Origin of the sequence: Pseudomonas sp. P129 (assembly GCF_020312195.1) — a bacterium.
GTDB lineage: Bacteria > Pseudomonadota > Gammaproteobacteria > Pseudomonadales > Pseudomonadaceae > Aquipseudomonas > Aquipseudomonas fragariae.
Genome location: NZ_JAGPYS010000003.1, coordinates 418,014 through 444,960, shown reverse-complemented (window position 1 = coordinate 444,960; position 26,947 = coordinate 418,014). Strand labels below are relative to the sequence as shown.

Here is a 26,947-nt window from a genome sequence, read left to right as displayed (position 1 = left end):
TCTTACTGTCCGACAAACGTATAATTCCGGACAAAAGATACAACCCGATGTCGTTGTTCTTTCAGGAGTTTTTTTCGTCAGAAACCTCAAGAAAAATGTGTCCCACAAACGGGTAGTTTCCGGACAGAAAAAAAACCACGAATGTGGTTTTTTGATAGAGAAAAATAGATCACCTTCCGCTTATCCCCTCACGAAAAACGGAATCAACTCTCTGAACGCGTTTTTTTGCGCGTCCATTCATCAATCATATCCGCCCAATCCTGCAACATCGCCCGACGCTGATCACGGTATTCAGCCTTGTTGTAGACCGCCCGTACGCCCTTCTGCTCGTGCGCAAGGCACTTCTCAATCCAGTCGGAGTTGTAACCCGCCTCATGCAGCAGCGTGCTCGCTGTGCGCCTCAAATCATGCGGTCCGAACTTACTCAGTGGCTGCCCTTCTTTTTGCGCAAGCCGATAGCTCAGCGTCAGCACCTGATTGATCGTCGCGGTGCTCATTGGCAAATCTGAATCGTACCGGGAGGGAAAGACGTAATCTGAACCACCGGCAAACGTCTTCAACGCAATGAAGAAATCCAAAGCCTGCTGAGATAAGAACACCAAATGGGAGTTGCGGCGCTTCATCCGCTCTTTCGGAATTGTCCACAAGGCTTCGCTGAAATTGATCTCGTTCCAGGTCGCATTGGTCAACTCACTTTTGCGAACCATGGTCAGCAACAATAACTTAGCGGCCACCCTCACGGAGGAGGCAGTGCCGATGCGGTCCAGGTACTGATACATCAACGCGATTTCGTCAGGCCCCAAAGCACGGTCACGTGGCTCGAATTTAGCGATGCTTGTAGGCCGAACCAGATCAGCCGGATTCTCGACCTTCTGGCCTCGCTCTATCGCCCATCGGAACACCTGCATCACAATCTCGCGGGAGTGCACGGCCGTGGCTGGAGCTCCACGCTCCACAATTGCATTAGTCAGCGTTCGCAGATCCTCATGATTGATTTCCACCAGTTTCTGATTACCGAAGTGCGGCTTTAGCTCGCGCTCGTAAACCGATCGGCGCATGTCACGCGTCGAGTCAGCCATCTGATACCCACGCAGCCATTTCTCAGCCCACGCATCAAACGTCTCTGCCCCTTTGGTGCGTGCCTTGGCACGGGCTTTCTCTTTGGCAGGTGACTTACCCGCCGAAACCATCTTTTTAGCCTCGCCCAGGCGCTCTCTGGCTTCCGCAAGTGTGATGCCACCCACGCCATAACGACCGAACGTGATGGTCTCCTGACGGCCATTGATTGAGTAGTTGTAACGAAATGAGATGGAACCGGCAGCAGTGACGGCCACGTACAGCCCGTCGCGGTCGTTCACCTTGTAGAGTTTTTCTTGCGGTTTGAGGTTACGCAGCTTGGTATCGGTCAGCATGGCAGTTACGGATTCCATGGAAAAAATACCATGCTCAGAAAAGCACTCATGCACCACGATAAAACCCAATGAAACCGGGCTGATGATGAGATTTGATACCATGCCCTTCCCTACTAGGACGACATGGTATCGAGCACCGAACATGGCATTTGGCTCAGTCAATGCCCCGTACCATGCCATACAAACACGGTGCTTGGCGATGCACAAAGCTGCCAGAATTTGCCAGACCCAAAAAGCCAAAAGCCCGCAATTACGCGGGCTCCAGGGCATTTCTTGCTAGACATGCCGGACAATGCCGGACGTCCAATCATTCCCACTCAATCGTAGCCGGCGGCTTGCTCGACACGTCGTAAGTCACCCGCGAAATCCCTTCGATCTCGTTGATGATCCGGCCGCTCACTGTCTCCAGCAGCTCATAAGGCAGGTGAGCCCAGCGAGCGGTCATGAAGTCGATGGTTTCGACAGCGCGTAGCGCAACGACCCAGGCGTAGCGGCGGCCGTCGCCGACGACGCCGACTGATTTGACCGGCTGGAACACTACGAAGGCCTGGCTGACCTTGTGGTACCAGTCGGCCTTGCGCAGTTCTTCGATGAAGATGTGGTCGGCACGACGCAGGAGGTCGGCGTATTCCTTCTTCACTTCGCCGAGGATGCGCACGCCCAGGCCTGGGCCTGGGAATGGGTGGCGGTAGACCATGTCGTAGGGCAGGCCGAGTTCGAGGCCCAGGCGGCGGACTTCGTCCTTGAACAGCTCGCGCAGTGGCTCGACCAGCTTGAGGTTCATTTCTTCCGGCAGGCCGCCCACGTTGTGGTGCGACTTGATGACGTGGGCCTTGCCGCTTTTCGCGCCAGCCGACTCGATGACGTCCGGGTAGATGGTGCCTTGCGCCAGGTACTTGATGTTGTCCAGCTTGCAGGACTCGGCATCGAACACGTCGATGAAGGTGCGGCCGATGATCTTGCGCTTCTTCTCTGGATCGCTCTCGCCTGCCAGGTTGTTCAGGAACTGTTCTTCGGCATTGGCGCGGATCACCTTGACGCCCATGTTCTCGGCGAACATGGCCATCACCTGCTCGCCTTCGTGCAGGCGCAGCAGGCCGTTGTCGACGAATACGCAGGTCAGTTGATCGCCAATGGCCTTGTGCAGCAGCGCCGCGACCACGGAGGAGTCAACGCCGCCGGACAGGCCCAGCAACACGTTGTCAGTACCGACCTGAGCGCGAACCTGAGCGATAGCGTCTTCAGCAATCTTCGAAGGGGTCCACAGTGCTTCACAGCCGCAGATGTCGAGGATGAAGCGCGACAGGATGCGACCGCCCTGCTTGGTGTGGGTCACTTCCGGGTGGAACTGCACGCCGTAGTAACCGCGCGCGTCGTCAGCCATACCGGCAATCGGGCAGCTCGGGGTGCTGGCCAGAATGTGGAAGTCTTCCGGCAGTTTGGTGACCTTGTCACCGTGACTCATCCATACGTCGAGGCCAAACAGGCCGTCGGCATCGATATGGTCTTCGATACCATCGAGCAGACGGCTTTTGCCGACTACGTCAACGCGAGCGTAGCCGAACTCGCGCAGCTCGGAACCGGCAACCTTGCCGCCCAACTGCTCGGCCATGGTCTGCATGCCATAGCAGATACCGAAAACCGGCACACCCAGGTCAAATACCGCTTGCGGGCAGCGCGGACTGTCGGCTTCGTGTACGGACTCTGGGCCGCCGGCGAGGATCACGCCTTTTGGAGCGAATTCGCGAATCGCTTCGTCGTCCATGTCAAACGGATGCAGCTCGCAATACACGCCGATTTCGCGCACGCGGCGGGCGATCAGCTGGGTGTACTGGGAACCGAAGTCGAGGATCAGGATACGGTGGGCGTGAATGTCGAGGGCCATGGAAACTCTCTGAGCAGCTGCAAGCTATACGCTGCAAGCGGCAAGTTGTCGGAATCAATGCGGTAGTTACATGTGCGTAACTACCGCTTGTAGCTGATTGCTTGGGGCTTGAAGCTGGAGGCTTTAGCCGACGCGATAGTTCGGCGCTTCCTTGGTGATCTGCACGTCATGGACGTGGGACTCAGCCATACCGGCACCGGTGATGCGAACGAACTCGGGCTTGGTGCGCATCTGCTCGATGTCGGCACTGCCGGTGTAACCCATGGAGGAACGCAGGCCGCCCATCAACTGATGGATGATGGCCGACAACGGACCTTTATAGGCCACACGGCCTTCGATACCTTCCGGCACCAGCTTCTCGGCACCGGCGGAGGAATCCTGGAAGTAGCGATCGGAAGAGCCTTGCGCCTGGGACATCGCACCCAGCGAACCCATGCCGCGATAGGCCTTGTAGGAACGGCCCTGAAACAGTTCGATCTCGCCTGGCGCTTCTTCAGTACCGGCGAACATCGAGCCCATCATCACGCAGGAGGCGCCAGCCACGATGGCCTTGGACAGGTCACCGGAGAAGCGGATACCGCCGTCGGCGATCATCGGCACGCCAGTGCCTTCAAGGGCAGCGGAGACGTTGGCGATGGCGCTGATCTGCGGCACGCCGACACCGGCAACGATACGCGTGGTGCAGATGGAGCCCGGGCCGATACCGACCTTGACTGCATCGGCGCCTGCGGCAACCAGTGCCCTGGCCGCTTCGCCAGTGGCGATGTTGCCACCGATGACCTGCACCTGAGGGAAGTTTTCCTTGACCCAGCGGACGCGGTCGATCACGCCTTTGGAATGGCCGTGAGCGGTGTCGACGACAACAACATCAACGCCAGCCGCGACCAGTGCGGTGACGCGCTCGCCGGTGTCCTTGCCGGTACCGACTGCAGCGCCGACACGCAGGCGAGCCTGATCGTCCTTGCTGGCCAGCGGGTAAGCCTTGGCTTTCTCGATGTCCTTGACGGTCATCATGCCCTTGAGCGCGAAATTGGCATCCACGATCAGGACTTTTTCAAGACGGTGCTTGTGCAGCAGTTCGCGCACTTCGTTCTTGTCGGCGCCTTCGCGCACGGTGACCAGACGCTCTTTGGGCGTCATCACTTCGCGGACAGGGACATCAAGACGGTTTTCGAAGCGTACGTCGCGGGACGTCACGATGCCGACCAGGTCGCCATTGTGCAGGACCGGTACGCCGGAAATGTTGTGCATGCGGGTGAGTTCGAACAGATCGCGAACAGTGGCGTCGGCTTCGATCGTGATCGGGTCCTTGACGACACCGGCCTCGAACTTCTTGACCTTGCGCACTTCGGCAGCTTGCTGCTCGATGGTCATGTTCTTGTGGATGATACCGATACCGCCTTCCTGGGCCATGGCAATTGCCAGACGGGCCTCGGTGACAGTATCCATTGCAGCAGAGACCAAAGGTATATTCAGCTCGATGCCACGGGTCAAACGGGTTTTCAGACTGACTTCGTTAGGGAGTACCTCGGAATAACCGGGCACAAGGAGAATGTCGTCGAATGTAAGGGCTTCTTGACTGATACGCAGCATCGCGGGGGCTCCCGGGCGGGAAATTGGAAGCGCGCCATTATACCCACAGACCCCGCCCGGCTCAATGTAAACCTCAGCCTATTATCAAAGCTGTTTATAGAAGCACATTAACGCAGGAGACCGGGCGATCCAGACGTTCGGCGAAGTCATCCAGAAAGGTCTGCGTGAACGACGCATCCAGCCAGTTATTGAAGATGAAACCGAGGTTGGAAAACCCGCAGGCGTCGAGAAAAAGAAAGCCGTTGATGTCATCTTCATGGCGGCATTCGGGGCAGGTGAAATTATCGGTGTGACCGGGCATCCAGTCTTCCAGACTGTCGAACAGCGCCTCCCCCACTTCGCGGCGACACTCCGGGCAACCGGCCTCTTCGGCGAAGTCGTTCAGCGGGGTATAGATGCAGCGTTTGGTGACGATTTCCAGGCCGTTGACGACCTGCCCGAACGGCAACGCATCGGGATTCTTGACCACTCGCTTCGCTCCCGATGCCACCGCGTAGGCCATCTTGTTATAGGTGCGTCCGCAGGTGGTCAGCTCCGGCTCGACCACATCGAGCTTGACCAGCCAGCGCAGAATGAGCCGCGCTCTGGCCTCGTGCCCGGGAAAGGTGGAGATTTGCGAGACGATGATGCTTTGGGTGTTCATAACGGAGCGTCGCTTAAAGCTGTTCGAGGCCGCAGCTTAATGGGCTGGCCATTCAGGTCAAGAAGCAATCCTGCCTTTACCGACGAGACAGACCTGTGCGCCAGACCGGCATTGCCATTATGATGCCCGACATGATCAAAGACCCTTTCGCAAGACTCGGCCTCGACCGGGAAGTCCTTACTGTCAGCCAGCTCAACGGCCGCGCCCGCGTGCTGCTGGAAGACGTATTCAGCAGCATCTGGGTCGAAGGCGAGATCTCCAACCTCTCGCGCCCGGCCTCGGGCCATGTGTACTTCACGTTGAAGGACTCCGGCGCGCAGGTCCGCTGCGCCTTGTTCCGGCAGAGCGCGGCGCGGGTGCGTCAGGCGCTCAAGGACGGCTTGCAGGTCAAGGTGCGCGGTAAGGTATCGCTGTTTGAAGGCCGCGGCGACTATCAGTTGATTCTCGATACGGTGGAACCTGCCGGTGACGGTGCATTGCGCCTGGCGTTCGATGCGCTGAAAGCCAAGCTCAGCGACGAAGGCCTGTTCAGCGCCGAGCGCAAGGTCGCTCTGCCGCTGCACCCGCAACGTATCGGGATCATCAGCTCACCGACCGGTGCGGTGATCCGCGACATCATCAGCGTGTTCCGTCGTCGCGCGCCGCGGGTCGAGCTGACCTTGATTCCCACCGCCGTTCAGGGCCGCGAGGCGATCAACCAGATTGTCCGCGCACTGAAGCTGGCCGACAGCAGAGGCTTCGATGCGCTGATCCTGGCCCGTGGCGGCGGCTCGCTGGAGGACCTGTGGTGCTTCAACGAAGAAGCCGTCGCCCGCGCCATCGACGCGTGCGTGACGCCGATTGTCAGCGCTGTCGGGCATGAAACCGATGTGTCCATCAGCGACTTTGTCGCCGACGTGCGCGCACCGACGCCCTCCGCTGCCGCCGAACTGCTCGCCCCGGATTCCAGCGACCTGCATCGACGCGTCGACAACCTGCACCGGCGACTGGTCAGCCGCATGCAGGACCGACTGATGCGCGAGCGGCTGCGTCTCGAGGGTATTTCCCGGCGTCTGCGCCACCCTGGCGAGCGCTTGCGTCAGCAGTCGCAGCGGCTGGACGACCTGGACATGCGCCTGCGCCGCGCCCTTGAACAGAACATGCATCAACGTCAGCTGCGTCTGGCGCATATGCAGAGCCGCCTTGCTGCCCAGCATCCAGGCCGGACCCTGGCCTTTTTGCGCCAGCGTCTGGATACCCTGGCCGAGCGTCTGCCGCGAGCCATTCGCGAACAGATCAAGGCGCGCAAGCTGCAACTGCAAAGCCAGGTGCAGACCCTCAACGTGGTCAGCCCGCTCGCCACACTGGGACGCGGTTACAGCATTCTGCTCGACGAGCGCGGCCACGCGATTCGTAACGCTGCACAGACGCAAACGGGCCAACGACTTACCGCCAGGCTCGGCGAAGGCGAACTGCAAGTACGCGTCGAAGACAATCACCTCACACCTGTGACCCTCTCCCTTCTGGACTGACTGCTTGATGCTACGTTTTATCGCCCCGCTGTTCGCCCTGCTGCTCTGTCTGCCCGCCCACGCCGACAGCTTTATTGCCCGCGCACTCGACAAGCCGGTGCCCGGCGGTGTGGCGGTTATCGATCTGGGCACAGGCGCCCAGGCACCGACCGCCACCTATCAAGGCAAACCGGTGCTGGTGGTCAAGGAACAGGGCACGCGCTGGCTGGCCATCGTCGGCATTCCTTTGACCGTCAAACCCGGCACCCAGCAGGTCACCTCCGGCGGGCGCACGCTCAACTTCACCGTTGGCAGCAAGAAATACCCGGAACAGCACATCACGCTCAAGAACAAACGTCAGGTCAATCCCAACCCTGAAGACAACAAACGCATTGAGGGCGAACTGGCCGAGCAACTGCGCGCCTACCGCAGTTTCAGCCCAGGCACGCCAAGCAACCTGATTCTGGACAAGCCGGTCAATGGCCCGTTGTCGAGCAAGTTCGGCGTGCGTCGCTTCTTCAATGGCGAAGAGCGCAACCCGCATTCGGGCCTCGACTTCGCGGTGCCGGCCGGCACGCCGATCAAATCCCCGGCAGCGGGCAAGGTCATCCTGACCGGCAATTACTTCTTCAATGGCAACACGGTATTCGTCGATCACGGGCAAGGCTTCATCAGCATGTTTTGCCATATGTCGAAGATCGACGTGAAGGTCGGCGACCTCGTCCCGCGTGGCGGAGTGGTCGGCAAAGTCGGCGCCACAGGTCGCGCAACCGGGCCGCACATGCACTGGAACGTCAGCCTCAATGATGCACGCGTGGACCCGGCGATCTTCATCGGCGCGTTTCAGCCGTAAGCCTGTTGGTGAGCGAGCGCTATGGCGCTCGCTCACACGGCCCCTCACTTGCGCACATCGCTTTCGAACAACAATAACCCACACATAACGCTTCAGATGCCGCTATAAAAACTCGCCAAAGACATATTTTCGAGAATTTATTCCAATCTTTTTCAAGTGCTTGCCATCATCCATGCCAATGGTTACGGTTGGCCTCATGAAAACCTCTCAAACCCTTATTCTGTTGCGCCAACACCGGTGCCTCAGCCTGGTCAGCGCCCGACTGCCTGGCTAGCATGCTGTGCCTCGTCACTGTGTTCGCAATTCCCTGTGCTATCTATCCAGAACGGCAGGCCGCCTAACCCCGGCCCCGTGAATACAAAAGGATTTCCTGATGACCATGCTCAAAGACCCGTCGAAGAAGTACCGCGCGTTCCCGACCATTGATCTGCCTGACCGTACCTGGCCTTCGAAGACCATCGACGCAGTGCCGATCTGGTGCAGCTCCGATCTGCGCGACGGCAACCAGTCGCTGATCGAACCGATGGACGCGGCCAAGAAGCTGCGCTTCTGGAAAACCCTGGTCAGCGTCGGCGTCAAGGAAATCGAGGCATCCTTTCCATCGGCTTCGCAGACTGACTTCGACTTCGTGCGTACCCTGATCGAAGACGGTCACATCCCGGATGACACCACCATCCAGGTACTGACCCAGGCTCGCGAAGACCTGATCGCCCGCACCTTCGAATCACTGCGCGGCGCCAAGAAAGCCATCGTTCACCTGTATAACGCGACCTGCCCGTCGTTCCGCCGCATTGTCTTCAATCAGGACAAGGCCGGGGTGAAGGAGATCGCGGTCAACGCCGCCAAGCTGTTCGTCAAATACGCAGCGCAGCAGCCGGAAACCCAGTGGACCTTCCAGTACTCGCCGGAGACCTTCAGTGCGACCGAACTGGAATTCGCCAAGGAAGTCTGTGATGCGGTGATCGAGGTGTGGAATCCCACGCCAGAGAACAAGGTGATCCTCAACCTCCCGGCCACCGTGGAAGTGGCGACACCCAACATTTACGCCGACCAGATCGAATGGTTTGGCCGCAACATTACCCGCCGCGACAGCGTGCTGATCAGCCTGCACACCCACAACGACCGTGGTACGGGCGTTGCCGCGACCGAGCTGGGCCTGATGGCCGGCGCGGATCGCGTCGAGGGCTGCCTGTTCGGTAACGGCGAGCGGACCGGTAACGTCGATCTGGTCACCGTGGCGCTGAACCTCTATACCCAGGGCATCAATCCCGGGCTGGACTTCTCGGACATCGACGGCGTGCGCAAGGTCGTCGAAGAGTGCAACCAGATCCCGGTGCACCCACGTCATCCGTACGTTGGCGACCTGGTTCACACCGCGTTCTCCGGCTCGCACCAGGATGCGATCCGCAAGGGTTTCACCCAGCAGAAGGAAGGCGAGTTGTGGGAAGTGCCTTACCTGCCGATCGACCCGGCCGACATCGGTCGCAGCTACGAGGCGGTGATTCGCGTCAACAGCCAGTCAGGCAAAGGTGGCATCGCTTACCTGCTGGAACAGGAATATGGCATTTCCCTGCCACGCCGCATGCAGATCGAGTTCAGCCAAGTGGTTCAGGGTGAGACCGATCGCCTGGGCCTGGAGATGACGGCCGAGCAGATTCACTCGCTGTTGCGTCGTGAATACCTGCAAGCCAACGTTCCTTATGCGCTGATCAGCCATAAGTTGCAGGAAGAGAACGGCAACAGCTCGGTAGATGCCGAGGTGCACGTCGACGGCGAAACCCAGCACTGGCGTGGCAAGGGCAAGGGCGCCCTGGAAGCACTGGTCGCCGGTCTGCCAGTGGCCGTGGAAATCATGGACTACAACGAGCATGCGATCGGTTCGGGTACGACCGCCAAGGCGGCCGCCTACATTGAGCTGCGCGTGAATGGCGAACGCGCCGTGCATGGTGTGGGCATCGATGAAAACATCACCACGGCGAGCTTCCGCGCCCTGTTCAGCGCGCTTAATCGCTCACTCAGCCAGACTCAGGCCAAAGCTGCCTGATTTGACAGCCGGATGGCGGACGCAGGTCCGCCATCCGCAGCGCCCGCTTCCCTCCCCCGCCTCACGCTGCACCTGCCTCTTGCATTCCGCGCATGACCCTGCCTGTTTCGGCATAATCTTTTTCATTTATGCTGTGGTAGCATGCTGCCCTTACTCCAGAGTTCGCCCAATCCAACAGCAATTCATATGCTGACGATGCCTGCTCGGACTTACCTGCCAGCTGCACCTTTCCTATAAAACCAAGACGACTATTGCATTGATTTCCGGACGAAAAGAATGCTCGGGCAGACCCACCGTGCATTGAAATTACCATCGGCCTCGGTACGCTGAGCTGATCCAATCACATTTGGAGCGATTATGCCCAAGGCTTCCCATCAAGATTTGCGCCGCAGCTTCCGTGCGCTCACCTCGTCGAACGCTTGCTTTCACACAGCCTCGGTGTTCGACCCCATGTCAGCGCGAATCGCAGCGGATCTGGGCTTTGAAGTAGGCATCCTCGGCGGCTCCGTGGCTTCGCTGCAAGTCCTGGCAGCCCCTGACTTCGCCCTGATCACCCTGAGTGAATTCGTTGAACAGGCCACGCGCATCGGCCGTGTCGCACAGCTCCCGGTCATCGCGGACGCAGACCATGGTTATGGCAATGCCCTTAACGTCATGCGCACCGTTGTCGAACTGGAACGTGCCGGTATTTCTGCACTGACGATTGAAGATACCCTGCTGCCGGCGCAGTTCGGACGCAAATCCACGGACCTGATTTCCACTGCAGAAGGTGTTGGCAAGATCCGCGCAGCGCTGGAAGCACGTGTCGATCCGGAGATGTCGATCTTTGCCCGCACCAATGCGGCAATTATCCCGGTTCAGGAAGCCATCAGCCGTGTGCAGCAATACCAGGCCGCTGGAGCTGACGGCATTACCATCGTCGGCATTCGTGACTTCGATCACCTGGCGCAGATATCCGAAGGTGTGACCGTGCCGCTGATGCTGGTGACGTACGGCAACCCGGAACTGCACGACAACGCGCGCCTTGCCGAGATGGGTGTCAGGGTCTGCGTACATGGCCACGCAGCGTACTTCGCCGCGATCAAGGCCACCTACGATTGCCTGCGCGAACAGCGCCAGATACTGGGCAACGAATCGAACATGAGCGCAACCGAACTGACCCACACCTATACGCAGCCTGAAGACTACGTAGAGTGGGCCCGCAAGTTCATGAACGTGAACGAGTGACAGGCAACGCCGGACGCTGCGCCGCCTGATCGGAGGCAGACGCAGCTGAATGCCCACGCAACACTGTGAGTGGGCATGATGAGCGTCACTTCGGACGCTCATCAGGAGGGATCACGCAGTGGTGTTCACGCCACCTTCAGTCTCCAATTGCAACAACGAGGCCTGCAAGGTCTGCAGGTTGGCACTGGTGCTCGCTATCTGACCCTGAATCGCCATGGATTTCTGGGCCTTTTCTTCCGCCGTGCCTTTGCTGCTTTGTGCGGCAGCCAACTGCGCTTTCTGCTCGGCGAGTTGTTTCTGAGCGTCCTTGATCTGCTGCTTTATTTGCTCGATGGTCTGATTGAGAGACGACTCGCTGGAGCCACCCACGCTGCCGCCGCCACCCGCCGCACCGGCCTTGCCACCTTCGGTGGATGCCTGATCAGAGCTTTTCTCTGTTTCGGTAGTCGTGGTGGCGGCAGCAGCAGTGGCCTTGGCTGTTTCAGCCTCGGTAGGTTTAATCGCTAACGTCAACGAGCTCGAGTAACTGTTCAGCGTGGATGTATTGATGGTAGTCATGGCGGTCTCCAGGAATTCTGGAGAAGCTATCGGCCGACCAGAAACATTCTGAAGTACCTTTATTCAATATTAAATGAATCAGCATCCAGCCCGGCTGGAAACCGTGTGCGATAGGTATGCAAGTCTGCCGCGCTGAGCGTCGCCTTGAACACTCCGTCCGCTTCGCCCACGCTCAACAGGCTCTCGCCCTGGAAATCCAGAACCTGACTGTCACCAGTGTAAGCGAAGCCCTTGCCGTCCGATCCGACCCGGTTGACTGCGGCCACATAGCACAGGTTTTCAATGGCTCTGGCAGGCAGCAAGCGATTCCAGTGCAGACGCCGCGCACCCGGCCAGTTGGCGGTGTACAGCAACAGGTCGGTGTCCTGAGCGTCACGGCTCCAGACCGGAAAGCGCAGGTCATAGCAGATCAGCGGCCGTACACGCCAGCCGTTGAGTTCAAACATGACCTGGCGATCGCCCGGCGTGTAATGCTCGTGCTCTCCGGCCATGCGAAACAGGTGGCGCTTGTCGTAATGCAGCAGCGCACCATCCGGTCGCGCCCACAGCAAGCGGTTGCGATGACTGCCATCGGCAGCGCGGATCATGACGCTGCCGGTCACTACGGCGTCGATACGCCTGGCCTGCGCCAGTAGCCATGCCGATGTAGGCCCGGCTTCCGGTTCTGACAGCGCCTCGGACTCCATCGAGAACCCGGTGGTGAACATTTCCGGCAGGATCACCAGGTCCGCGCCGCGCGCCTGATCCAGCAATGGCTCGAAATGCTCGAGATTGGCCTCGCGATCATGCCACGCCAGCGTGGTCTGGATCAGCGCGAGGTTGAGGTTCGGCAGCCCGCTTAGATCGCGCATAGTTTCTCCGCCGCCTGACGCAACGTCTCTTCCTGTTTGGCAAAGCACAGGCGGATCAGGCGCTGCCCTGCTGGCGGGCTCTGGTAGAACACAGAAATCGGAATGCTCGCCACACCGTGTTCACGGGTCATCCACAAGGCCATGTCGACATCGTTGAGGTCGGGCCTGATCTGCGAGTAATCGACCAACTGGAAATAAGTCCCGCCCACCGGCCGGAAGCTGAAACGCGACTCGGCCAGATGACCACAGAAAAAGTCGCGCTTGGCCTGATAAAAGCCTGGCAGTTCATCGACATGCTCCGGGTGTTCGGCCATGAAGTCGGCCAACGCGTACTGCAAAGGCGTGACACCGCAGAAGCTCACATACTGATGCACCTTGCGCAACTCGGCGCTCAATGCTGGCGGCGCGACCACATAGCCGGTTTTCCAGCCAGTGACGTGATACGTCTTGCCGAACGAGCTGACGACGAAGGCGCGCTGATACAACGCTTCGTGATCAAGCACACTGACATGGCGTGCGCCGTCGAACACCAGGTGCTCATAGACTTCGTCGCTGAGCAGGTAGATGTCGCGATCGGCAATCAACGCGGCCAGCCGATCGAGCTCTGCACGATTGATCAACGCGCCGCTGGGGTTGTGCGGGCTGTTGATGACGATCATGCGGGTGCGCGGGCTCAGCGCATCGCTGAGCTTTTGCCAGTCGATGGAGAAGTCATCCAGCCCCAGTTGCACATGGACACAGCGCCCACCGGCCAGTTCGACGGCGGGCTCGTAGCTGTCATAGCAAGGGTCGAAAATGATCACTTCGTCACCAGCGCGAATAACGCTATGGATCGCGCAGAAAATCGCCTGCGTGGCACCCGGTGTGATGGTGATTTCGCTGTCCGGATTGACCATACGCCCATAGCTGCGGGCGATCTTTGCCGCGACTTGCTGACGAAGCGCAGGCAGGCCGGTCATCGGTGAGTATTGGTTATGGCCTTGAGTGACGTGTCGGCAGACTGCATCACGCAGCGCCTGCGGCCCGTCAAAATCGGGAAACCCCTGGGACAGGTTGATAGCGCCGGTTTCGGCGGCCAGCTGTGACATGACGGTGAAGATAGTGGTGCCCACGTTGGGCAACTTGCTGTCGATCATGGAACCCTTTCCCTGCAATCTCCCGGCACCGGGCGGCACGGGTCAAGCAGGATAGCCCATTAAACGGCCACAAAAAAAGGCGCCGAAGCGCCTTTTTCCCGATGCTGACTCAGCGCTTGTCGCGGCGCTTCTTGTCGGCCTTCTTGTGGTGCGACATCATCCGACGCTTCTTGTTGACCTGACGGTCAGTGAGCGTGTTCTTGTTGCCTTCATACGGGTTCTCGCCGCCCTTGAACTCGATACGGATCGGCGTACCGACCAGTTTGAGCACACGCCGGTAGGTGTTTTCCAGGTAACGGACGTAGGACTTGGGTACCTTCTCGACCTGGTTACCGTGGATTACGATCAGCGGCGGGTTGGCACCCCCCAAGTGAGCGTAGCGCAGCTTGATGCGGCGGCTGCCGACCATCGGTGGCGCATGCTCGCTGACCGCATCTTCGAGAATCTGGGTCAGGCGGCTGGTTGGCCAGCGCGTTACCGCGGACTTGAACGAGTTCTGTACCGACTGATACAGGTTGCCCACGCCCGTGCCATGCATGGCCGAGATAAAGTGGATGTCGGCGAAGTCGACAAAGAACAACCGGCGCTCCAGCTCGATCTTCACGAAATCGCGTTCGCCCGGCGTCATGCCGTCCCACTTGTTCAGCGCGATGACCAGCGCACGACCCGCTTCAAGGGCGAAGCCCAGCAGGTTCAGGTCGTGGTCGACCACACCTTCGCGGGCGTCCATCACAAAGATCACCACGTTGGCGTCCTTGATGGCCTGCAGCGTCTTGACCACCGAGAACTTTTCGACTTCCTCGTGGATCTTGCCGCGCTTGCGCACACCGGCGGTGTCGATCAGCGTGTACTTCTCTTCGTTACGCTCGAAGGGAATGTAGATACTGTCGCGCGTAGTGCCTGGCTCGTCATAGACGATAACCCGGTCTTCACCCAGCATGCGGTTGACCAGCGTCGACTTGCCGACGTTGGGACGACCGATGATGGCGATCTTGATGCCGTCTTTCTCGCTCGGGCCGGGGATGCGCTTGGCTTCCTGACCTTCGGCGACTTCTTCGACCTCAACGCCCTCTTCAGGCTCGTCCTCGTCCCTGGGGAATTCCCGCAGGGCGATTTCGAGCATCTGCGAGATGCCACGGCCATGGGCACCGGCCACCGGAATGGCATCGCCCAGACCCATCGGGCTGAACTCGGCACGCGCCAGGTTCTCGTCGATGTTGTCGATCTTGTTGGCAACCACGTAGGAACGCTTGTTGCGCTTGCGCAGGTGCTCACCAATCATCTGATCAGCAGCGGTGTAGCCCGCACGGGCGTCCACCAGAAACAGCACCACATCGGCTTCTTCAATGGCCAGCAGCGACTGCTCGGCCATCTTTTCGTCCATGCCATGCTCGTCACCGGAGATACCGCCGGTGTCGATCAGAATATAGGAGCGCCCTTGCCACTTCGCCTCTCCGTATTGGCGATCACGGGTAAGACCGGACAGATCGCCGACAATGGCGTCGCGAGTCCTGGTCAGGCGGTTGAACATGGTGGACTTGCCGACGTTCGGTCGACCCACCAGGGCGATTACGGGAACCATGCGGCTCTCCACTTCGTTATTTCAGAAAATACAAAAGCCGCTGCAGGGCAGCGGCCGGAGTTCGGGGCGATGCCACAAAGGCACCGCAGCCTTGCCGAAGCAAGGGCACCCGGGGCCATTGGCCCCGGGCATGGACACTTATTGCTTGATGGTCAGGGCTTCCAGTTTGCCGCTGTTGCCATACACGTAAATCATGTCCCCAACCACCAGCGGACGCGCACGAAGGCCGTCGCTGTCGATACGTTCGCGACCGACAAAACGACCATCCACCTGGCTCAACAGGTGCAGGTAGCCTTCCATGTCACCGACCGCTACGTAGCTGGAATACACTTCCGGCGCGCCGAGCTGGCGGCGAGCCAGTGATTCGTTGCTCCACAGTGCAGAGGACGAACGCTCGTCGATACCTTCGACAGTACCGGAGGCCAGAGTGGCATAGACGCTGCCAAAGCCCTGGGCGACACCCGAGTAGCTCGAAGCATCACGCTGCCAGAGCACACGACCGCTTTCCAGATCGAGACCGGCGACGCGCCCCTGATAGGTAGCGACGTACAGCGTACCGCCGGACAGCAACAGGCCGCCGTCGATATCGACGACACGATCCAGTTCCGAGCGGCCTTGCGGGATGGCAACACGCTGTTCCCAGATCGGCACGCCGTTGGTGATATCCAGAGCGACGACCTTGCCGGTCGACAGACCCGCTACGGCAAGACGGTTGGTTGCCAGCGGAGCACCCGTGCCGCGCAGGGTCAGCACCGCCGGCGTACTTTCGTAGATCCAGAGCTGCGAACCGGTAGAAGCGTCGAAACCGACGATGCGGTCATCCTGAGTCTGGACAACGACCACAGAACCGTTGGTGGCCGGCGGAGCCAGCACTTCACTGGTCACGTGGGCGCGCCACTTTTCCTCACCGGACGTGGCGTCCATGGCAATCACTTCACCCTTGAGGGTGCCGATCATTACCAGGCCATAGCCCACGCCGACTGCACCGGAGACGGGCAGATCGAGATCCTTCTTCCAGATCACGTCGCCAGTCAGACGATCCAGCGACACGACTTCGCCCGTGACGTCCGCCGCATAGATGCGGTCGCCGTCAATGGCTGGCACGAGCATGTTGTAAGTCTTGCCCTGGCCGTCGCCAACGGAACGGCTCCACTGCTTGTGCAGAACCACTTCTTCTTTGAAGTCGGTCAGCTCGGCCGGAGGCAATTCCTTTTTGCTGTTGCTGCTGCAACCCGCGGCCAGAATGGCCAGAGCCAGCAATGCTGCATGTTTCCAACGAATCACGTCACGCATCCCCTTTCGCCAGATCGTCGAGCTTCATTTGCAGGCCACCCACTGCTGCGTCTTCGGACAGAGCAGATTTGGCCTTTTGGTATGCAGCATACGCCTCGTCGGTACGACCCAGCTGTACCAGCAGGTCACCCTTGAGTTCTTCACGACTGGCGAGGAAAGCCTTGTCGGCATCGCCGTCGAGCAGCTTCAGCGCGTCATCGGTCTTGTTCTGCGCAGCCAGCACGCGTGCCAGACGCTGACGGGCGATCTCGCCCAGCGTGTCGTTGGCAGGCTTGTCGGCCACGGTTTTCAGCTCGGCTGCAGCATCATCCAGCTTGCCGGCATCGACCGCCACCTTGGCGACGAACAGGCTACCGAACTGTGCGTAGGTAGTGCCACCGAATTCGCTTTTCAGTTTGCCGGAGATCTCGGCGACACGTGCGGTGTCTGCCTGGCCACTGGGCGTCAGTGCGGTTTCCAGCAATTGCTGATAAAGCATCGAGGCGCCTTGCGACTGGCTGGCCTGATACCTGTGCCAGAACTGCCAACCCAGAACCACGACCAGCGCAAGCAGACCGCCGGTCAACAGAGGTTTGCCGTTGCGCTGCCACCAGTCCTTCATTACCGCCAGCTCTTCATCTTCGGTACCCGACACCCCAATACTCCTATTCGCTAAACGGCTGTTAAATCAGCTTCAACCCTGCACGACGCAGGAGGCCAGGTGCTCCGACAGAGCATCCCAGGCAATATTTTGTTGTTCACCCTGACCGCGCAGGGGTTTGACGCCAATGACCTTCGCCGCCAGTTCTTCTTCGCCGAGGATCAGCGCGTAAAGCGCACCGCTCTTGTCGGCTTTCTTGAACTGGCTTTTGAAGCTGCCGGCACCGGCGTTGACCTGCAACCGCAGAGTCGGCAGCTGATCACGCACCTTTTCGGTCAGTGCCAGCGCAGCCAGCTCGGCGGCTTCGCCAAATGCGCACAGGTAGACATCGACCTGACGGGCAATCTCTTCCGGCACCTGCTCAAGGGTTTCGAGCAGCAGCACCAGGCGCTCGATGCCCATCGCGAAACCGACGCCTGCAGTAGGCTTGCCGCCCATCTGCTCGACCAGACCGTCGTAACGACCGCCCGCACAGACCGTACCCTGGGCACCGAGCTGGTCGGTGACCCACTCGAAAACGGTCTTGCTGTAGTAATCCAGGCCACGCACCAGCTTGGGATTGATCACATAAGGAATACCGGCGGCGTCCAGACGGGCCTTCAGGCCTTCGAAGTGAACGCGGGATTCGTCATCCAGGTAGTCCGCCAGTTTCGGCGCATCGACCAGCACAGCCTGGGTTTCAGGATGCTTGGTGTCCAGCACGCGCAGCGGGTTGGTTTTCAGTCGGCGCTGGCTGTCTTCGTCCAGTTGGTCGAGACGTGCCGAGAGGTATTCGACCAGCGCCTCGCGATAACGCGCACGCGCCTCGCTGGTGCCCAGGCTGTTCAGCTCGAGCTTGACGGCGTTGCGAATGCCCAGCAGGCCCCACAGGCGCCAGGTCATGACAATCAGTTCGGCATCGATATCGGGACCGTCCAGGTTGAAGACCTCGACACCGATCTGGTGAAACTGACGATAGCGGCCTTTCTGCGGACGCTCGTGACGGAACATCGGACCGATGTACCACAGTTTCTGAACCTGGCCGCCGCCAGTGATGCCGTGCTCGAGGACCGCACGCACGCACGCGGCAGTGCCTTCAGGGCGCAGGGTCAGAGAGTCGCCGTTGCGGTCGGCGAAGGTATACATCTCTTTCTCGACGATGTCGGTCACTTCACCGATGGAGCGCTTGAACAGCTCGGTGAATTCGACGATAGGCATACGAATCTGCCGGTAACCGTAGTTATCCAGCAGACGGGCAACGGTGCCTTCGAAGTGACGCCACAGCGGCGTCTGCTCGGGCAGAATGTCGTTCATGCCACGAATGGCTTGTAGAGACTTACTCACAGAAAATCCTTAGCAATCCGGGTTAGCCGCGCACGATGACCGAGGCGTCGGCTTCGGCTTTTTCAGCCGCTTTCTCGCGAATCAAGCGTTCCAGCTCATTCACGAGATTATCATTGGTCAGTTTCTGCGCGGGTTTGCCGTCGATGTAGATCAGGTTCGGCGTGCCACCGGTCAGGCCGATGTGCGCCTCTTTGGCTTCGCCCGGACCATTGACCACACAACCGATCACCGCGACGTCGAGCGGCACCAGCAAATCCTCGAGTCGACCTTCCAGCTCGTTCATGGTCTTGACCACATCGAAGTTCTGCCGCGAGCAGCTCGGACAGGCGATGAAGTTGATTCCACGCGAACGAAGGCGCAACGATTTGAGAATGTCGTACCCGACCTTCACTTCCTCGACCGGGTCAGCCGCCAGCGAGATGCGGATAGTATCGCCAATTCCTTCGGCAAGCAGCATACCGAGACCGACAGCCGATTTCACCGTACCCGAACGCAAGCCACCGGCTTCGGTGATGCCCAGGTGCAGCGGCTGAACGATCTCCTTGGCCAGCAGCCGATAGGCCGCGACCGCCATGAACACATCGGAAGCCTTGACGCTGACCTTGAAGTCCTGAAAGTTCAGGCGTTGCAGATGCTCGACATGGCGCAGCGCAGACTCTACCAGGGCCTCTGGCGTGGGCTCGCCGTACTTCTTCTGCAGGTCTTTTTCCAGCGACCCGGCATTGACGCCGATGCGGATCGGGATGCCCCGATCACGTGCAGCATCGACCACCGCCCGCACACGGTCTTCACGACCGATATTGCCCGGGTTGATACGCAGACAGTCGACGCCCAGCTCCGCCACACGCAAGGCGATGCGGTGATCGAAGTGAATGTCAGCGACCAGCGGCACCTTGACCAGTTGCTTGATGCGGCCGAATGCTTCGGCAGCGTCCATGTCCGGCACCGAAACACGCACGATGTCGACACCCGCCGCTTCCAGACGATTGATCTGTGCCACGGTAGCGGCGACATCGTTGGTATCGCTGTTGGTCATGCTCTGCACCGCGATCGGCGCATCACCGCCGACCGGTACGGAACCGACCCATATTTTCCGGGATTCGCGACGCTTGATTGGAGATTCGCCGTGCATGACTTATTGCCCTAGCTTCAGGCGAGCAGTTTCGCCGCTGGTAAAAGGTGCTACATCCACAGGCTGACCGTTGTAGCTGACCTGCGCACCGCGCGCGTAGCCCAGACGCAGGGTCAACGGCGGCTTGCCGTTGACATCCAGACTCTCGCCCTTGCGCTTGAGACCGCTGACCAGCACCTTGCCGTTCCCGTCAGTGACCTGGGTCCAGCAGTCGGCAACGAACTGTACGGTCACCTGACCGGCACCCGCCGCGACAGGCGCTGGCTGCTCGGCAGGTGCAGTCGGCATCGACGGCACGGTCGGCGCGGCAACAGGGGCTTGAGGCGCGCTCGCCGGTGGCGTGGCAGCAGCAGGTGTCTGTGGTTGTGCGGTTGCGTGACCTGTGACGCTGGAAGCCGGGGCCGCAGGCGCAGCAGCGGGCGCCTCACTGGCAGGCGCACCGGTATTCAACGGCAAGGAAGTTTGTCCAGAGGCAGGCGTTTCGGCCACAGCAGGCTCTTCCGGCTCATCAAGCGGGTGAATCTGCGTGGTGCCGTCCGCGCTTTCGACTTCGACGTGCTCCATGTTCAACCCGGACTGATCCTTGCCGCGCAAGGTCGCCTGATCCTGCCACCAGAAGAAACCGCCGCCGACCAGAATCACCAGCAACAGCAGGCTGACGATACGCAGAATATTGTGCGACAGCCTGACCGGCTCTTCGATACGGCCCAGCGCGTGAACCGAACTGCCTTTACCGTCGGTGCCGGTGAACTGGTCGAACTGCTCGACCAGCGCCGCCTGATCAAGATCAAGCAGTTTGGCGTAGGCACGCACATAACCTCGGGCAAACGTATGCCCAGGCAGCTTTTCAAACTGGCCGTTCTCCAGATTGGTCAGGGAGGTCACGGTGAGATTCAGTCTCAAGGCCACATCTGGCAGCGACCAGCTCCTGCTCTCGCGGGCCTGGCGCAGGGTCTCTCCAGGATTCACGCGATTGGTTGCTACAACTTCGGGATGCGCCGCTTTCATCATTGCTCCGACAGGTATTGCTGATATTCCGGCGTACCGGGATAGAGTCTTTTCAACAGCAGGCCAAAGCTGGCCGCCTTGTTACGATCATCATATATCTTCGCCAGCCGCGTACCGAGCAATAGACTACGTGCATTTTGCTCGCTGAGTTGGCTAAAACGGTCGTAATAGTCACGCGCCGGCACATATTGCTTGTCTTCGTAGGACAGCTGAGCCATTTCCAGCAAGGATAACGGCAACTGACGGTCCAGGCGCAATGCCTTGGTAAAATGCTCGCGAGCCTGCTCGCGGTTGCCCAGTTTCAGCGAGGTCATGCCCAGGCTTTCAAAAACCCGTGACCGCTCAGGATACAGGTTGTCGGCAGCCGCCTGCTCAAAACGCTCGTAGGCTTCCTTGTAACGCTTTTGTTCGAACAGAAAACTGCCGTAATTGTTGACGATGCGTGTTTCGTTATTGCTGGCGGCCAACGCCTTGCGAAAGTACTGCTCTGCCAGCTCCGGCTCCATCTCTGTCTGGAACACCAGGGCCAGCGCGGCGTTGGCCTGCGCATCGGAACTGTCGAGCTCGAGCGCCTTTTTCAGCGGAACCTTGGCTCGCTCGGTCTGCCCCTGCTGAAAGTAACCCAGCCCGAGCTGCACGTAAGCCTTGCGCGCTTCCTCGCGCCCCTGGGCTGTCGTCAGCGGGTTGACGTTGCCGGTGGACACGCACGCTGTCAGCAAGACGACAACACAGAGCAGCAGCGAGGCACGCACAGGCATGGGGTCTCTCTCGGTCAGGTTCGCAGTCAGGTTCGAGTCACCGCGACAGGGGCCGCATCGGCCTCGGCGCTCAACTCACGCACGGCTATATAGCGTTCGCTACGGCGTGTGCGGTCCATCACCTGCCCGACCAACTGGCCGCATGCAGCATCGATGTCTTCACCACGCGTGGTGCGCACAGTGACGTTATAACCGGCCTGATGCAACAGGTCCTGAAAACGACGGATTGCGTTATTGCTGGGACGCTCGTAACCGGAGTGCGGAAACGGGTTGAACGGGATCAGGTTGATCTTGCAAGGCGTGTCCTTGAGCAGTTCGATCATCTCGACCGCGTGCTCTACCTTGTCGTTGATGTCCTTGAGCATGGTGTACTCGATGGTGAGCACACGCTTTTCGCCCAGACTGGACATGTAGCGACGGCAGGACTCGAGAAGCATTTTCAACGGGTATTTCTTGTTGATCGGCACCAGCTGGTTGCGCAGCGCATCGTTCGGTGCGTGCAGCGACAAGGCCAGGGACACGTCGATGTGCTTGGAAAGCTCATCGATCATCGGTACCACACCGGAAGTGGACAAGGTCACCCGGCGTTTGGAAATGCCATACCCCAGGTCATCCATCATCAGATGCATGGCGGCAATGACATTGTCGAAGTTCAGCAGCGGCTCACCCATGCCCATCATCACCACGTTGGTGATGGCACGGTCGACGGTCGCCGGGACGCTGCCAAAGGATTTGTTGGCAATCCACACCTGACCGATGACTTCGGCGGCGGTGAGGTTGCTGTTGAAGCCTTGCTTGCCCGTGGAGCAGAAACTGCAATCCAGGGCACAGCCCGCCTGGGACGAAACACACAAGGTGCCGCGCTTGCCCTGCGGAATATAGACGGTCTCGACACAGCTGCCGGACTCTACGCGCACCACCCATTTACGGGTGCCGTCGCTGGAGATGTCCTCGCTGACCACTTCAGGACCGCGAACCTCAGCACAGGCCTTGAGCTTTTCGCGCAGGGCCTTGCTGACGTTCGTCATCGCGTCGAAATCGTCGACGCCGAAGTGGTGAATCCACTTCATGACCTGACCGGCACGGAAGCGCTTCTCCCCGATAGAGTCGAAGAATTTCTCCATTTCCTGTTGAGTCAGCCCCAGCAGGTTGGTTTTACCAGTCGATGCAATCATGAATTCACCCTTCACTCGTCAGTCAAAAATAACTTAGCGAGCGGTTACTTCGGTAGCTGCGAAGAAGTACGAGATTTCGCGAGCGGCGGCTGCTTCGGAATCGGAGCCGTGAACAGCGTTGGCGTCGATGGAATCAGCGAAGTCAGCACGGATGGTGCCGGCAGCAGCTTCTTTAGGGTTGGTAGCGCCCATCAGCTCACGGTTCAGAGCGATAGCGTTTTCGCCTTCCAGAACCTGAACGACAACCGGACCGGAGATCATGAAAGCAACCAGGTCGCCGAAGAAACCGCGAGCGCTGTGCTCAGCGTAGAAACCTTCAGCTTCGGCCTTGGACAGTTGCTTCAGCTTGGAAGCGACAACGCGCAGACCGGCTTTTTCGAAACGAGTGGTGATCTCGCCGATTACGTTCTTGGCAACGGCGTCAGGCTTGATGATGGAGAAAGTACGTTGAACAGCCATGGTGAAACTCCAGAAGCAGTGATTGAAGCGAAAAATTAAACCCGCGAATTATACGCGGGTTCTGGTGTATTGCCTAACTGCGCGCGTTACTGAACGTCAATCCAGCTCTTCGATCCACAATGTCTGGATCGCTTCCAGGACCTTTTCCCCGCTGCGGTCTGGATGGTCATCGAATTCAGGCAAGGCCATGACCAGACCACGCAGCCTGGGGAAGCTCACGGTGAGCGGATTTACCTCCGGGTGGCTTTCAGCCAGCTGGATGGCGATTTCCTGAACATCAACCCATTTGAGACTCATGAGCAATCCTTGAATCAGTGCGGCGCTTCAGCGGCGTGGTTGAGCGAATACTTGGGTATTTCGACCGTCAGGTCTTCGTTGCCGACAATGGCCTGACAGGACAGACGTGACTGCCGTTCCAGCCCCCACGCCTTGTCGAGCATGTCTTCTTCCAGCTCATCGGCCTCATTCAGCGAATCGAACCCTTCGCGAATGACGCAATGACAGGTCGTGCACGCACACACGCCACCACAGGCGCTTTCAATCTCGATGTGGTGCTCGTGGGCAATGTCGAGAATAGACGTGCCGGGCTCCACTTCTACAACCAGCCCGTCCGGGCAATGCTCGGCGTGGGGCAGAAAAATCACCTGCGGCATCAGTTATTCCTCAATCTCATTCAAGTTGCGCCCGGCCAGTGCGGCTTTTACCGTCGAATCGAGGCGTCGGGCAGCAAATGCATCGGTCACCTGCGACAGACGCTTGGTCTGCTGCTCGATGGCATAACCATCGGTGCCTTGCATCAGCTCACGGAGTTCGTCCATCTGCAGGTTGATGACCAGGCGCTCTTCTTCGTCGAGAAGACGCTCGCCATCGGCATCCAGGGCACCCTGAACAGCTTCGAGCAGGCGCTCGGCATCAACCTGATGCTCACGCAGCACACGAGCGACCTTGTCGTCGCCGGCATACTCGAAGGAGTCCTTGAGCATGCGAGTGACCTCGTCATCGGTCAGCCCGTAGGACGGCTTGACCTGAATGCTCGACTCGATGCCCGAGCCCATTTCACGCGCCGAGACGCTGAGCAGACCGTCAGCATCGACCTGGAAGGTGACACGAATCTTTGCCGCACCCGCGACCATCGGCGGGATGCCACGCAGTTCGAAGCGCGCCAGCGAACGACAGTCGCTGATCAATTCACGCTCGCCCTGCAGGACATGAATCTTCATGGCCGTCTGGCCATCCTTGTATGTGGTGAATTCCTGACCACGTGCCACAGGGATGGTGGTGTTGCGCGGAATGACTTTCTCCATCAGCCCGCCCATGGTTTCCAGCCCCAGCGAGAGCGGAATCACATCGAGGAGCAGCAGTTCGCCACCGTCACGCTTGTTGCCGGCCAGGGTATCGGCCTGGATCGCAGCCCCGATGGCCACCACCTGATCCGGGTCGATCTCGGTCAGCGGCTGACGACCGAACAGCTCGGCCACCGCTTCGCGCACTCGCGGAACACGGGTCGAACCGCCGACCATGACCACCGCCTCGACTTCTTCAAGCTCGATACCAGTATCACGCACCGCACGACGACAGGCCTTGAGGCTGCGGGCAATCATAGGTTCGATCAGCGCATTGAGCGCCTCGCGCGTCAGCGTGCCACGCCACTCACCGTAGACGACCTCGACAGACTCGGCGTCAGTCAGCGCTTCCTTGGCCGAGCAGGCAGCCTGCAGCAGGCTGCGCTGCGCGGAAGGGTCAATATCGGCTGACAGACCGGCATCCGTGACAATCCAGCTGGCTATCGCATGATCGAAGTCATCGCCACCCAGAGCGGTATCGCCGCCAGTGGCCAGTACTTCAAACACACCACCGGTCAGGCGCAGGATCGAAATATCGAAGGTTCCGCCACCCAGGTCATAGATGGCAACCACGCCTTCGGCCTTTTGATCCAGGCCGTAGGCCACCGCCGCAGCCGTAGGCTCATTGAGCAGGCGCAGTACGTTGAGGCCCGCCAGTCTGGCAGCGTCCTTGGTCGCCTGACGCTGAGCGTCATCGAAGTAGGCAGGAACGGTGATCACCGCGCCTACCAGCTCGCCACCCAGTGAGGCTTCTGCGCGCTGGCGCAGGACCTTGAGGATGTCGGCAGACACTTCGACCGGGCTTTTCGGCCCCTGCACGGTGTCGATGAACGGCATGTGCGACTCACCGCCGACGAACCGGTACGGCAGTTGCTCGCCCAGTTGCTTGACGTCGGTCAGACCACGGCCCATGAGACGCTTGACCGACAGAACGGTATTGAACGGGTCCTGGGAGGCGGCGATCTTCGCTGACTGCCCTACTTCGACACGATCAGCGTGATAGCGCACGGCAGACGGCAGAATGACCTGCCCCTCTGCATCGGCCAGCGGTTCGGACAGGCCGCTGCGTACTGCAGCAACCAGAGAATTGGTAGTGCCCAGGTCGATACCCACAGCCAGACGACGCTGGTGCGGTTGAGGACTCAGGCCGGGTTCGGCGATCTGCAGTAAAGCCATGCTGTTCAGAATAATCACTGGCGCGCGACCGAAGCCGCGCGGGGTTAATCGTCGAGGCGCTCTTCTAACTGGCGCACTTCGTGAGAGAGCTTGTCGAGAAACTGCATACGCCGCATCAGCTTTTCAGCGTGCTCGCGTTGTGCAGCATCATTCCAACAGGCTGCGAAGCTCTGGTTCAGTTCGTCCTGAGCGATCTTGAGCTGACGTTTGAAGGTCGCGACGCCGGCCAGATCAGCCTCGTCCTGCAAGTCCTCGAGGTCTTCGCGCAATTGCATCTGCTGCAGAAGAAACTCGGGATCATGCACCGTGACTTCGAGCGGCACTTCGTTGCCGTTCATTGCCAGCAGATAACGCGCCCTTTTCGGCGGGCTTTTCAGGGTCTGATAGGCCTCGTTGAGACTGGCCGAGCGCTCCAGCGCCACACGCTGCTCACGCTCGGGGGCATCCGCAAAACGATCCGGATGCACGTTGCGCGCAAGCTCACGGTAGCGCGTGGCCAGCTGGTCAAGATCAAGCTGAAACTCGGGCTTGAGGTCAAACAGGGCGAAGTGACAGGGAGTACCCACAATAAAAGCCTCAGACGTTGAAGCTTTCGCCACAGCCGCACTCACCGCGCGAGTTGGGATTGTTGAACTTGAAGCCTTCGTTCAACCCTTCGCGCACGAAGTCGAGCTCGGTGCCATCCAGATAGACCAGACTTTTCGGGTCAATGATCACCTTGACGCCGTGCATTTCAAACACGGTGTCTTCGCTGGCCGCCTCATCGACGAACTCGAGCACATAGGCAAGACCTGAACAGCCTGTGGTGCGAACACCCAGACGAACGCCGTCACCCTTGCCGCGCCCCTCGAGGGAACGTCGTACGTGGTTAGCGGCAGCTTCTGTCATGCTGATAGCCATCGGAACTCCTTAGCCTGTTGCATTAGCCTGTTGCAGTTGACTCTGTTGCAAGCTTCTCTTGAAAAGCCTGCTTACAGCAGACCTTTCTTCTGCTTGTAGTCGCGAACGGCGGCCTTGATGGCGTCTTCAGCGAGTACCGAGCAGTGAATCTTCACTGGCGGCAGTGCCAGCTCTTCAGCCAGCTGAGTGTTCTTGATGGTCTCTGCTTCATCCAGAGTCTTGCCTTTCATCCACTCGGTCGCAAGGGAGCTGGACGCGATGGCCGAACCGCAGCCGTAGGTCTTGAACTTGGCGTCTTCGATAACGCCCTGCTCGTTGACCTTGATCTGCAGACGCATCACGTCGCCGCACGCAGGAGCGCCGACCATGCCGGTGCCGACGTCAGGATCTTCCGCGTTCATCTTGCCGACGTTACGTGGATTTTCGTAGTGGTCGATGACCTTTTCGCTGTAAGCCATGATTCTAT

At 59.4% G+C, this 26,947-nt stretch carries 26 protein-coding genes; 4 read left to right on the top strand and 22 right to left on the bottom strand.

Annotated elements, in window-relative coordinates; all coding sequences use genetic code 11:
* Positions 1-203: 203 nt before the first annotated feature.
* The 4 genes from KBY02_RS11785 to KBY02_RS11770 all read right to left on the bottom strand — a co-directional run bounded on the left by KBY02_RS11785 (position 204) and on the right by KBY02_RS11770 (position 5,533).
* On the bottom strand, positions 204-1,412 hold the full coding sequence (locus KBY02_RS11785) for a tyrosine-type recombinase/integrase (protein WP_225650431.1): 1,209 nt from the start codon (positions 1,410-1,412) through the stop codon (positions 204-206).
* A gap of 307 nt (positions 1,413-1,719) precedes the next feature.
* Positions 1,720-3,297 (bottom strand): glutamine-hydrolyzing GMP synthase, encoded by a 1,578-nt coding sequence (gene guaA / locus KBY02_RS11780; protein ID WP_003433442.1) that lies wholly within the window; start codon positions 3,295-3,297, stop codon positions 1,720-1,722.
* 123 nt (positions 3,298-3,420) lie between these two features.
* The gene (gene guaB / locus KBY02_RS11775; protein ID WP_003314194.1) at positions 3,421-4,890 is read right to left on the bottom strand and encodes an IMP dehydrogenase; all 1,470 of its coding nucleotides are present in this window, start codon (positions 4,888-4,890) and stop codon (positions 3,421-3,423) included.
* A gap of 94 nt (positions 4,891-4,984) precedes the next feature.
* Positions 4,985-5,533 carry a sugar ABC transporter ATPase gene (locus tag KBY02_RS11770; RefSeq protein WP_096135867.1) on the bottom strand — a complete coding sequence of 183 codons (549 nt, stop codon included), beginning with the start codon at positions 5,531-5,533 and terminating at the stop codon, positions 4,985-4,987.
* A gap of 131 nt (positions 5,534-5,664) precedes the next feature.
* On the opposite strand from KBY02_RS11770, the gene xseA reads away from it, so the two are divergent.
* The 4 genes from xseA (at position 5,665) to KBY02_RS11750 (ending at position 11,147) form a co-directional block, all read left to right on the top strand.
* On the top strand, positions 5,665-7,044 hold the full coding sequence (xseA, locus tag KBY02_RS11765; RefSeq protein ID WP_225650392.1) for an exodeoxyribonuclease VII large subunit: 1,380 nt from the start codon (positions 5,665-5,667) through the stop codon (positions 7,042-7,044).
* A gap of 7 nt (positions 7,045-7,051) precedes the next feature.
* The gene (locus tag KBY02_RS11760; protein WP_096135868.1) at positions 7,052-7,876 is read left to right on the top strand and encodes a M23 family metallopeptidase; all 825 of its coding nucleotides are present in this window, start codon (positions 7,052-7,054) and stop codon (positions 7,874-7,876) included.
* Between the two features lie 373 nt (positions 7,877-8,249).
* Entirely contained in the window at positions 8,250-9,920 is a 1,671-nt protein-coding gene (gene leuA, locus KBY02_RS11755; protein WP_004406457.1) for a 2-isopropylmalate synthase, read from the top strand.
* Positions 9,921-10,277: 357 nt separating this feature from the next.
* Positions 10,278-11,147, top strand: coding sequence for an isocitrate lyase/PEP mutase family protein (locus KBY02_RS11750; protein ID WP_004406462.1), 870 nt, complete (start codon positions 10,278-10,280; stop codon positions 11,145-11,147).
* 111 nt (positions 11,148-11,258) lie between these two features.
* Here the strand turns inward: KBY02_RS11750 and KBY02_RS11745 are convergent, their stop codons facing one another.
* From KBY02_RS11745 to iscU, 18 genes are all read right to left on the bottom strand, one after another.
* Entirely contained in the window at positions 11,259-11,705 is a 447-nt protein-coding gene (locus KBY02_RS11745; protein WP_004406464.1) for a FlxA-like family protein, read from the bottom strand.
* A 59-nt stretch (positions 11,706-11,764) separates the two neighbouring features.
* On the bottom strand, positions 11,765-12,556 hold the full coding sequence (locus KBY02_RS11740; protein WP_225650390.1) for an amidohydrolase: 792 nt from the start codon (positions 12,554-12,556) through the stop codon (positions 11,765-11,767).
* Positions 12,544-13,692 (bottom strand): pyridoxal phosphate-dependent aminotransferase, encoded by a 1,149-nt coding sequence (locus tag KBY02_RS11735; RefSeq protein ID WP_024642814.1) that lies wholly within the window; start codon positions 13,690-13,692, stop codon positions 12,544-12,546. Before KBY02_RS11735 ends, KBY02_RS11740 begins: the two co-directional genes overlap by 13 nt.
* 109 nt (positions 13,693-13,801) lie before the next feature.
* Positions 13,802-15,274, bottom strand: a complete 1,473-nt coding sequence (gene der / locus KBY02_RS11730) for a ribosome biogenesis GTPase Der (RefSeq protein ID WP_011266911.1) — start codon at positions 15,272-15,274, stop codon at positions 13,802-13,804.
* A 138-nt stretch (positions 15,275-15,412) separates the two neighbouring features.
* Entirely contained in the window at positions 15,413-16,567 is a 1,155-nt protein-coding gene (gene bamB / locus KBY02_RS11725) for an outer membrane protein assembly factor BamB (RefSeq protein WP_024642815.1), read from the bottom strand.
* Positions 16,560-17,201, bottom strand: coding sequence for a YfgM family protein (locus KBY02_RS11720; RefSeq protein WP_002552488.1), 642 nt, complete (start codon positions 17,199-17,201; stop codon positions 16,560-16,562). The genes bamB and KBY02_RS11720 overlap by 8 nt, the downstream gene beginning before the upstream one ends.
* A 39-nt stretch (positions 17,202-17,240) precedes the next feature.
* Positions 17,241-18,530, bottom strand: coding sequence for a histidine--tRNA ligase (gene hisS, locus KBY02_RS11715; RefSeq protein WP_003409119.1), 1,290 nt, complete (start codon positions 18,528-18,530; stop codon positions 17,241-17,243).
* 22 nt (positions 18,531-18,552) lie between these two features.
* Entirely contained in the window at positions 18,553-19,662 is a 1,110-nt protein-coding gene (gene ispG / locus KBY02_RS11710) for a flavodoxin-dependent (E)-4-hydroxy-3-methylbut-2-enyl-diphosphate synthase (protein WP_004406481.1), read from the bottom strand.
* Positions 19,663-19,665: 3 nt separating this feature from the next.
* Positions 19,666-20,670 (bottom strand): helix-turn-helix domain-containing protein, encoded by a 1,005-nt coding sequence (locus KBY02_RS11705; protein WP_060406037.1) that lies wholly within the window; start codon positions 20,668-20,670, stop codon positions 19,666-19,668.
* On the bottom strand, positions 20,670-21,428 hold the full coding sequence (pilW, locus tag KBY02_RS11700) for a type IV pilus biogenesis/stability protein PilW (protein WP_003409116.1): 759 nt from the start codon (positions 21,426-21,428) through the stop codon (positions 20,670-20,672). Before pilW ends, KBY02_RS11705 begins: the two co-directional genes overlap by 1 nt.
* A gap of 26 nt (positions 21,429-21,454) precedes the next feature.
* Positions 21,455-22,603 carry a 23S rRNA (adenine(2503)-C(2))-methyltransferase RlmN gene (gene rlmN, locus KBY02_RS11695; RefSeq protein WP_011266908.1) on the bottom strand — a complete coding sequence of 383 codons (1,149 nt, stop codon included), beginning with the start codon at positions 22,601-22,603 and terminating at the stop codon, positions 21,455-21,457.
* Positions 22,604-22,636: 33 nt separating this feature from the next.
* Positions 22,637-23,062, bottom strand: a complete 426-nt coding sequence (ndk, locus tag KBY02_RS11690; protein WP_002552482.1) for a nucleoside-diphosphate kinase — start codon at positions 23,060-23,062, stop codon at positions 22,637-22,639.
* A gap of 96 nt (positions 23,063-23,158) precedes the next feature.
* On the bottom strand, positions 23,159-23,359 hold the full coding sequence (iscX, locus tag KBY02_RS11685; protein WP_003415412.1) for a Fe-S cluster assembly protein IscX: 201 nt from the start codon (positions 23,357-23,359) through the stop codon (positions 23,159-23,161).
* A gap of 14 nt (positions 23,360-23,373) precedes the next feature.
* Positions 23,374-23,715 carry an ISC system 2Fe-2S type ferredoxin gene (fdx, locus tag KBY02_RS11680; protein ID WP_004406488.1) on the bottom strand — a complete coding sequence of 114 codons (342 nt, stop codon included), beginning with the start codon at positions 23,713-23,715 and terminating at the stop codon, positions 23,374-23,376.
* A 3-nt stretch (positions 23,716-23,718) separates the two neighbouring features.
* Positions 23,719-25,581 (bottom strand): Fe-S protein assembly chaperone HscA, encoded by a 1,863-nt coding sequence (gene hscA, locus KBY02_RS11675; protein ID WP_032656370.1) that lies wholly within the window; start codon positions 25,579-25,581, stop codon positions 23,719-23,721.
* A 44-nt stretch (positions 25,582-25,625) separates the two neighbouring features.
* Positions 25,626-26,147: a co-chaperone HscB gene (hscB, locus tag KBY02_RS11670; protein ID WP_003339753.1), complete on the bottom strand. Its 522-nt coding sequence runs from the start codon at positions 26,145-26,147 to the stop codon at positions 25,626-25,628.
* Between the two features lie 10 nt (positions 26,148-26,157).
* The gene (gene iscA / locus KBY02_RS11665; RefSeq protein WP_003365093.1) at positions 26,158-26,481 is read right to left on the bottom strand and encodes an iron-sulfur cluster assembly protein IscA; all 324 of its coding nucleotides are present in this window, start codon (positions 26,479-26,481) and stop codon (positions 26,158-26,160) included.
* A gap of 71 nt (positions 26,482-26,552) precedes the next feature.
* Positions 26,553-26,939 carry a Fe-S cluster assembly scaffold IscU gene (gene iscU, locus KBY02_RS11660; protein WP_002552476.1) on the bottom strand — a complete coding sequence of 129 codons (387 nt, stop codon included), beginning with the start codon at positions 26,937-26,939 and terminating at the stop codon, positions 26,553-26,555.
* Between the last annotated feature and the right edge of the window lie 8 nt (positions 26,940-26,947).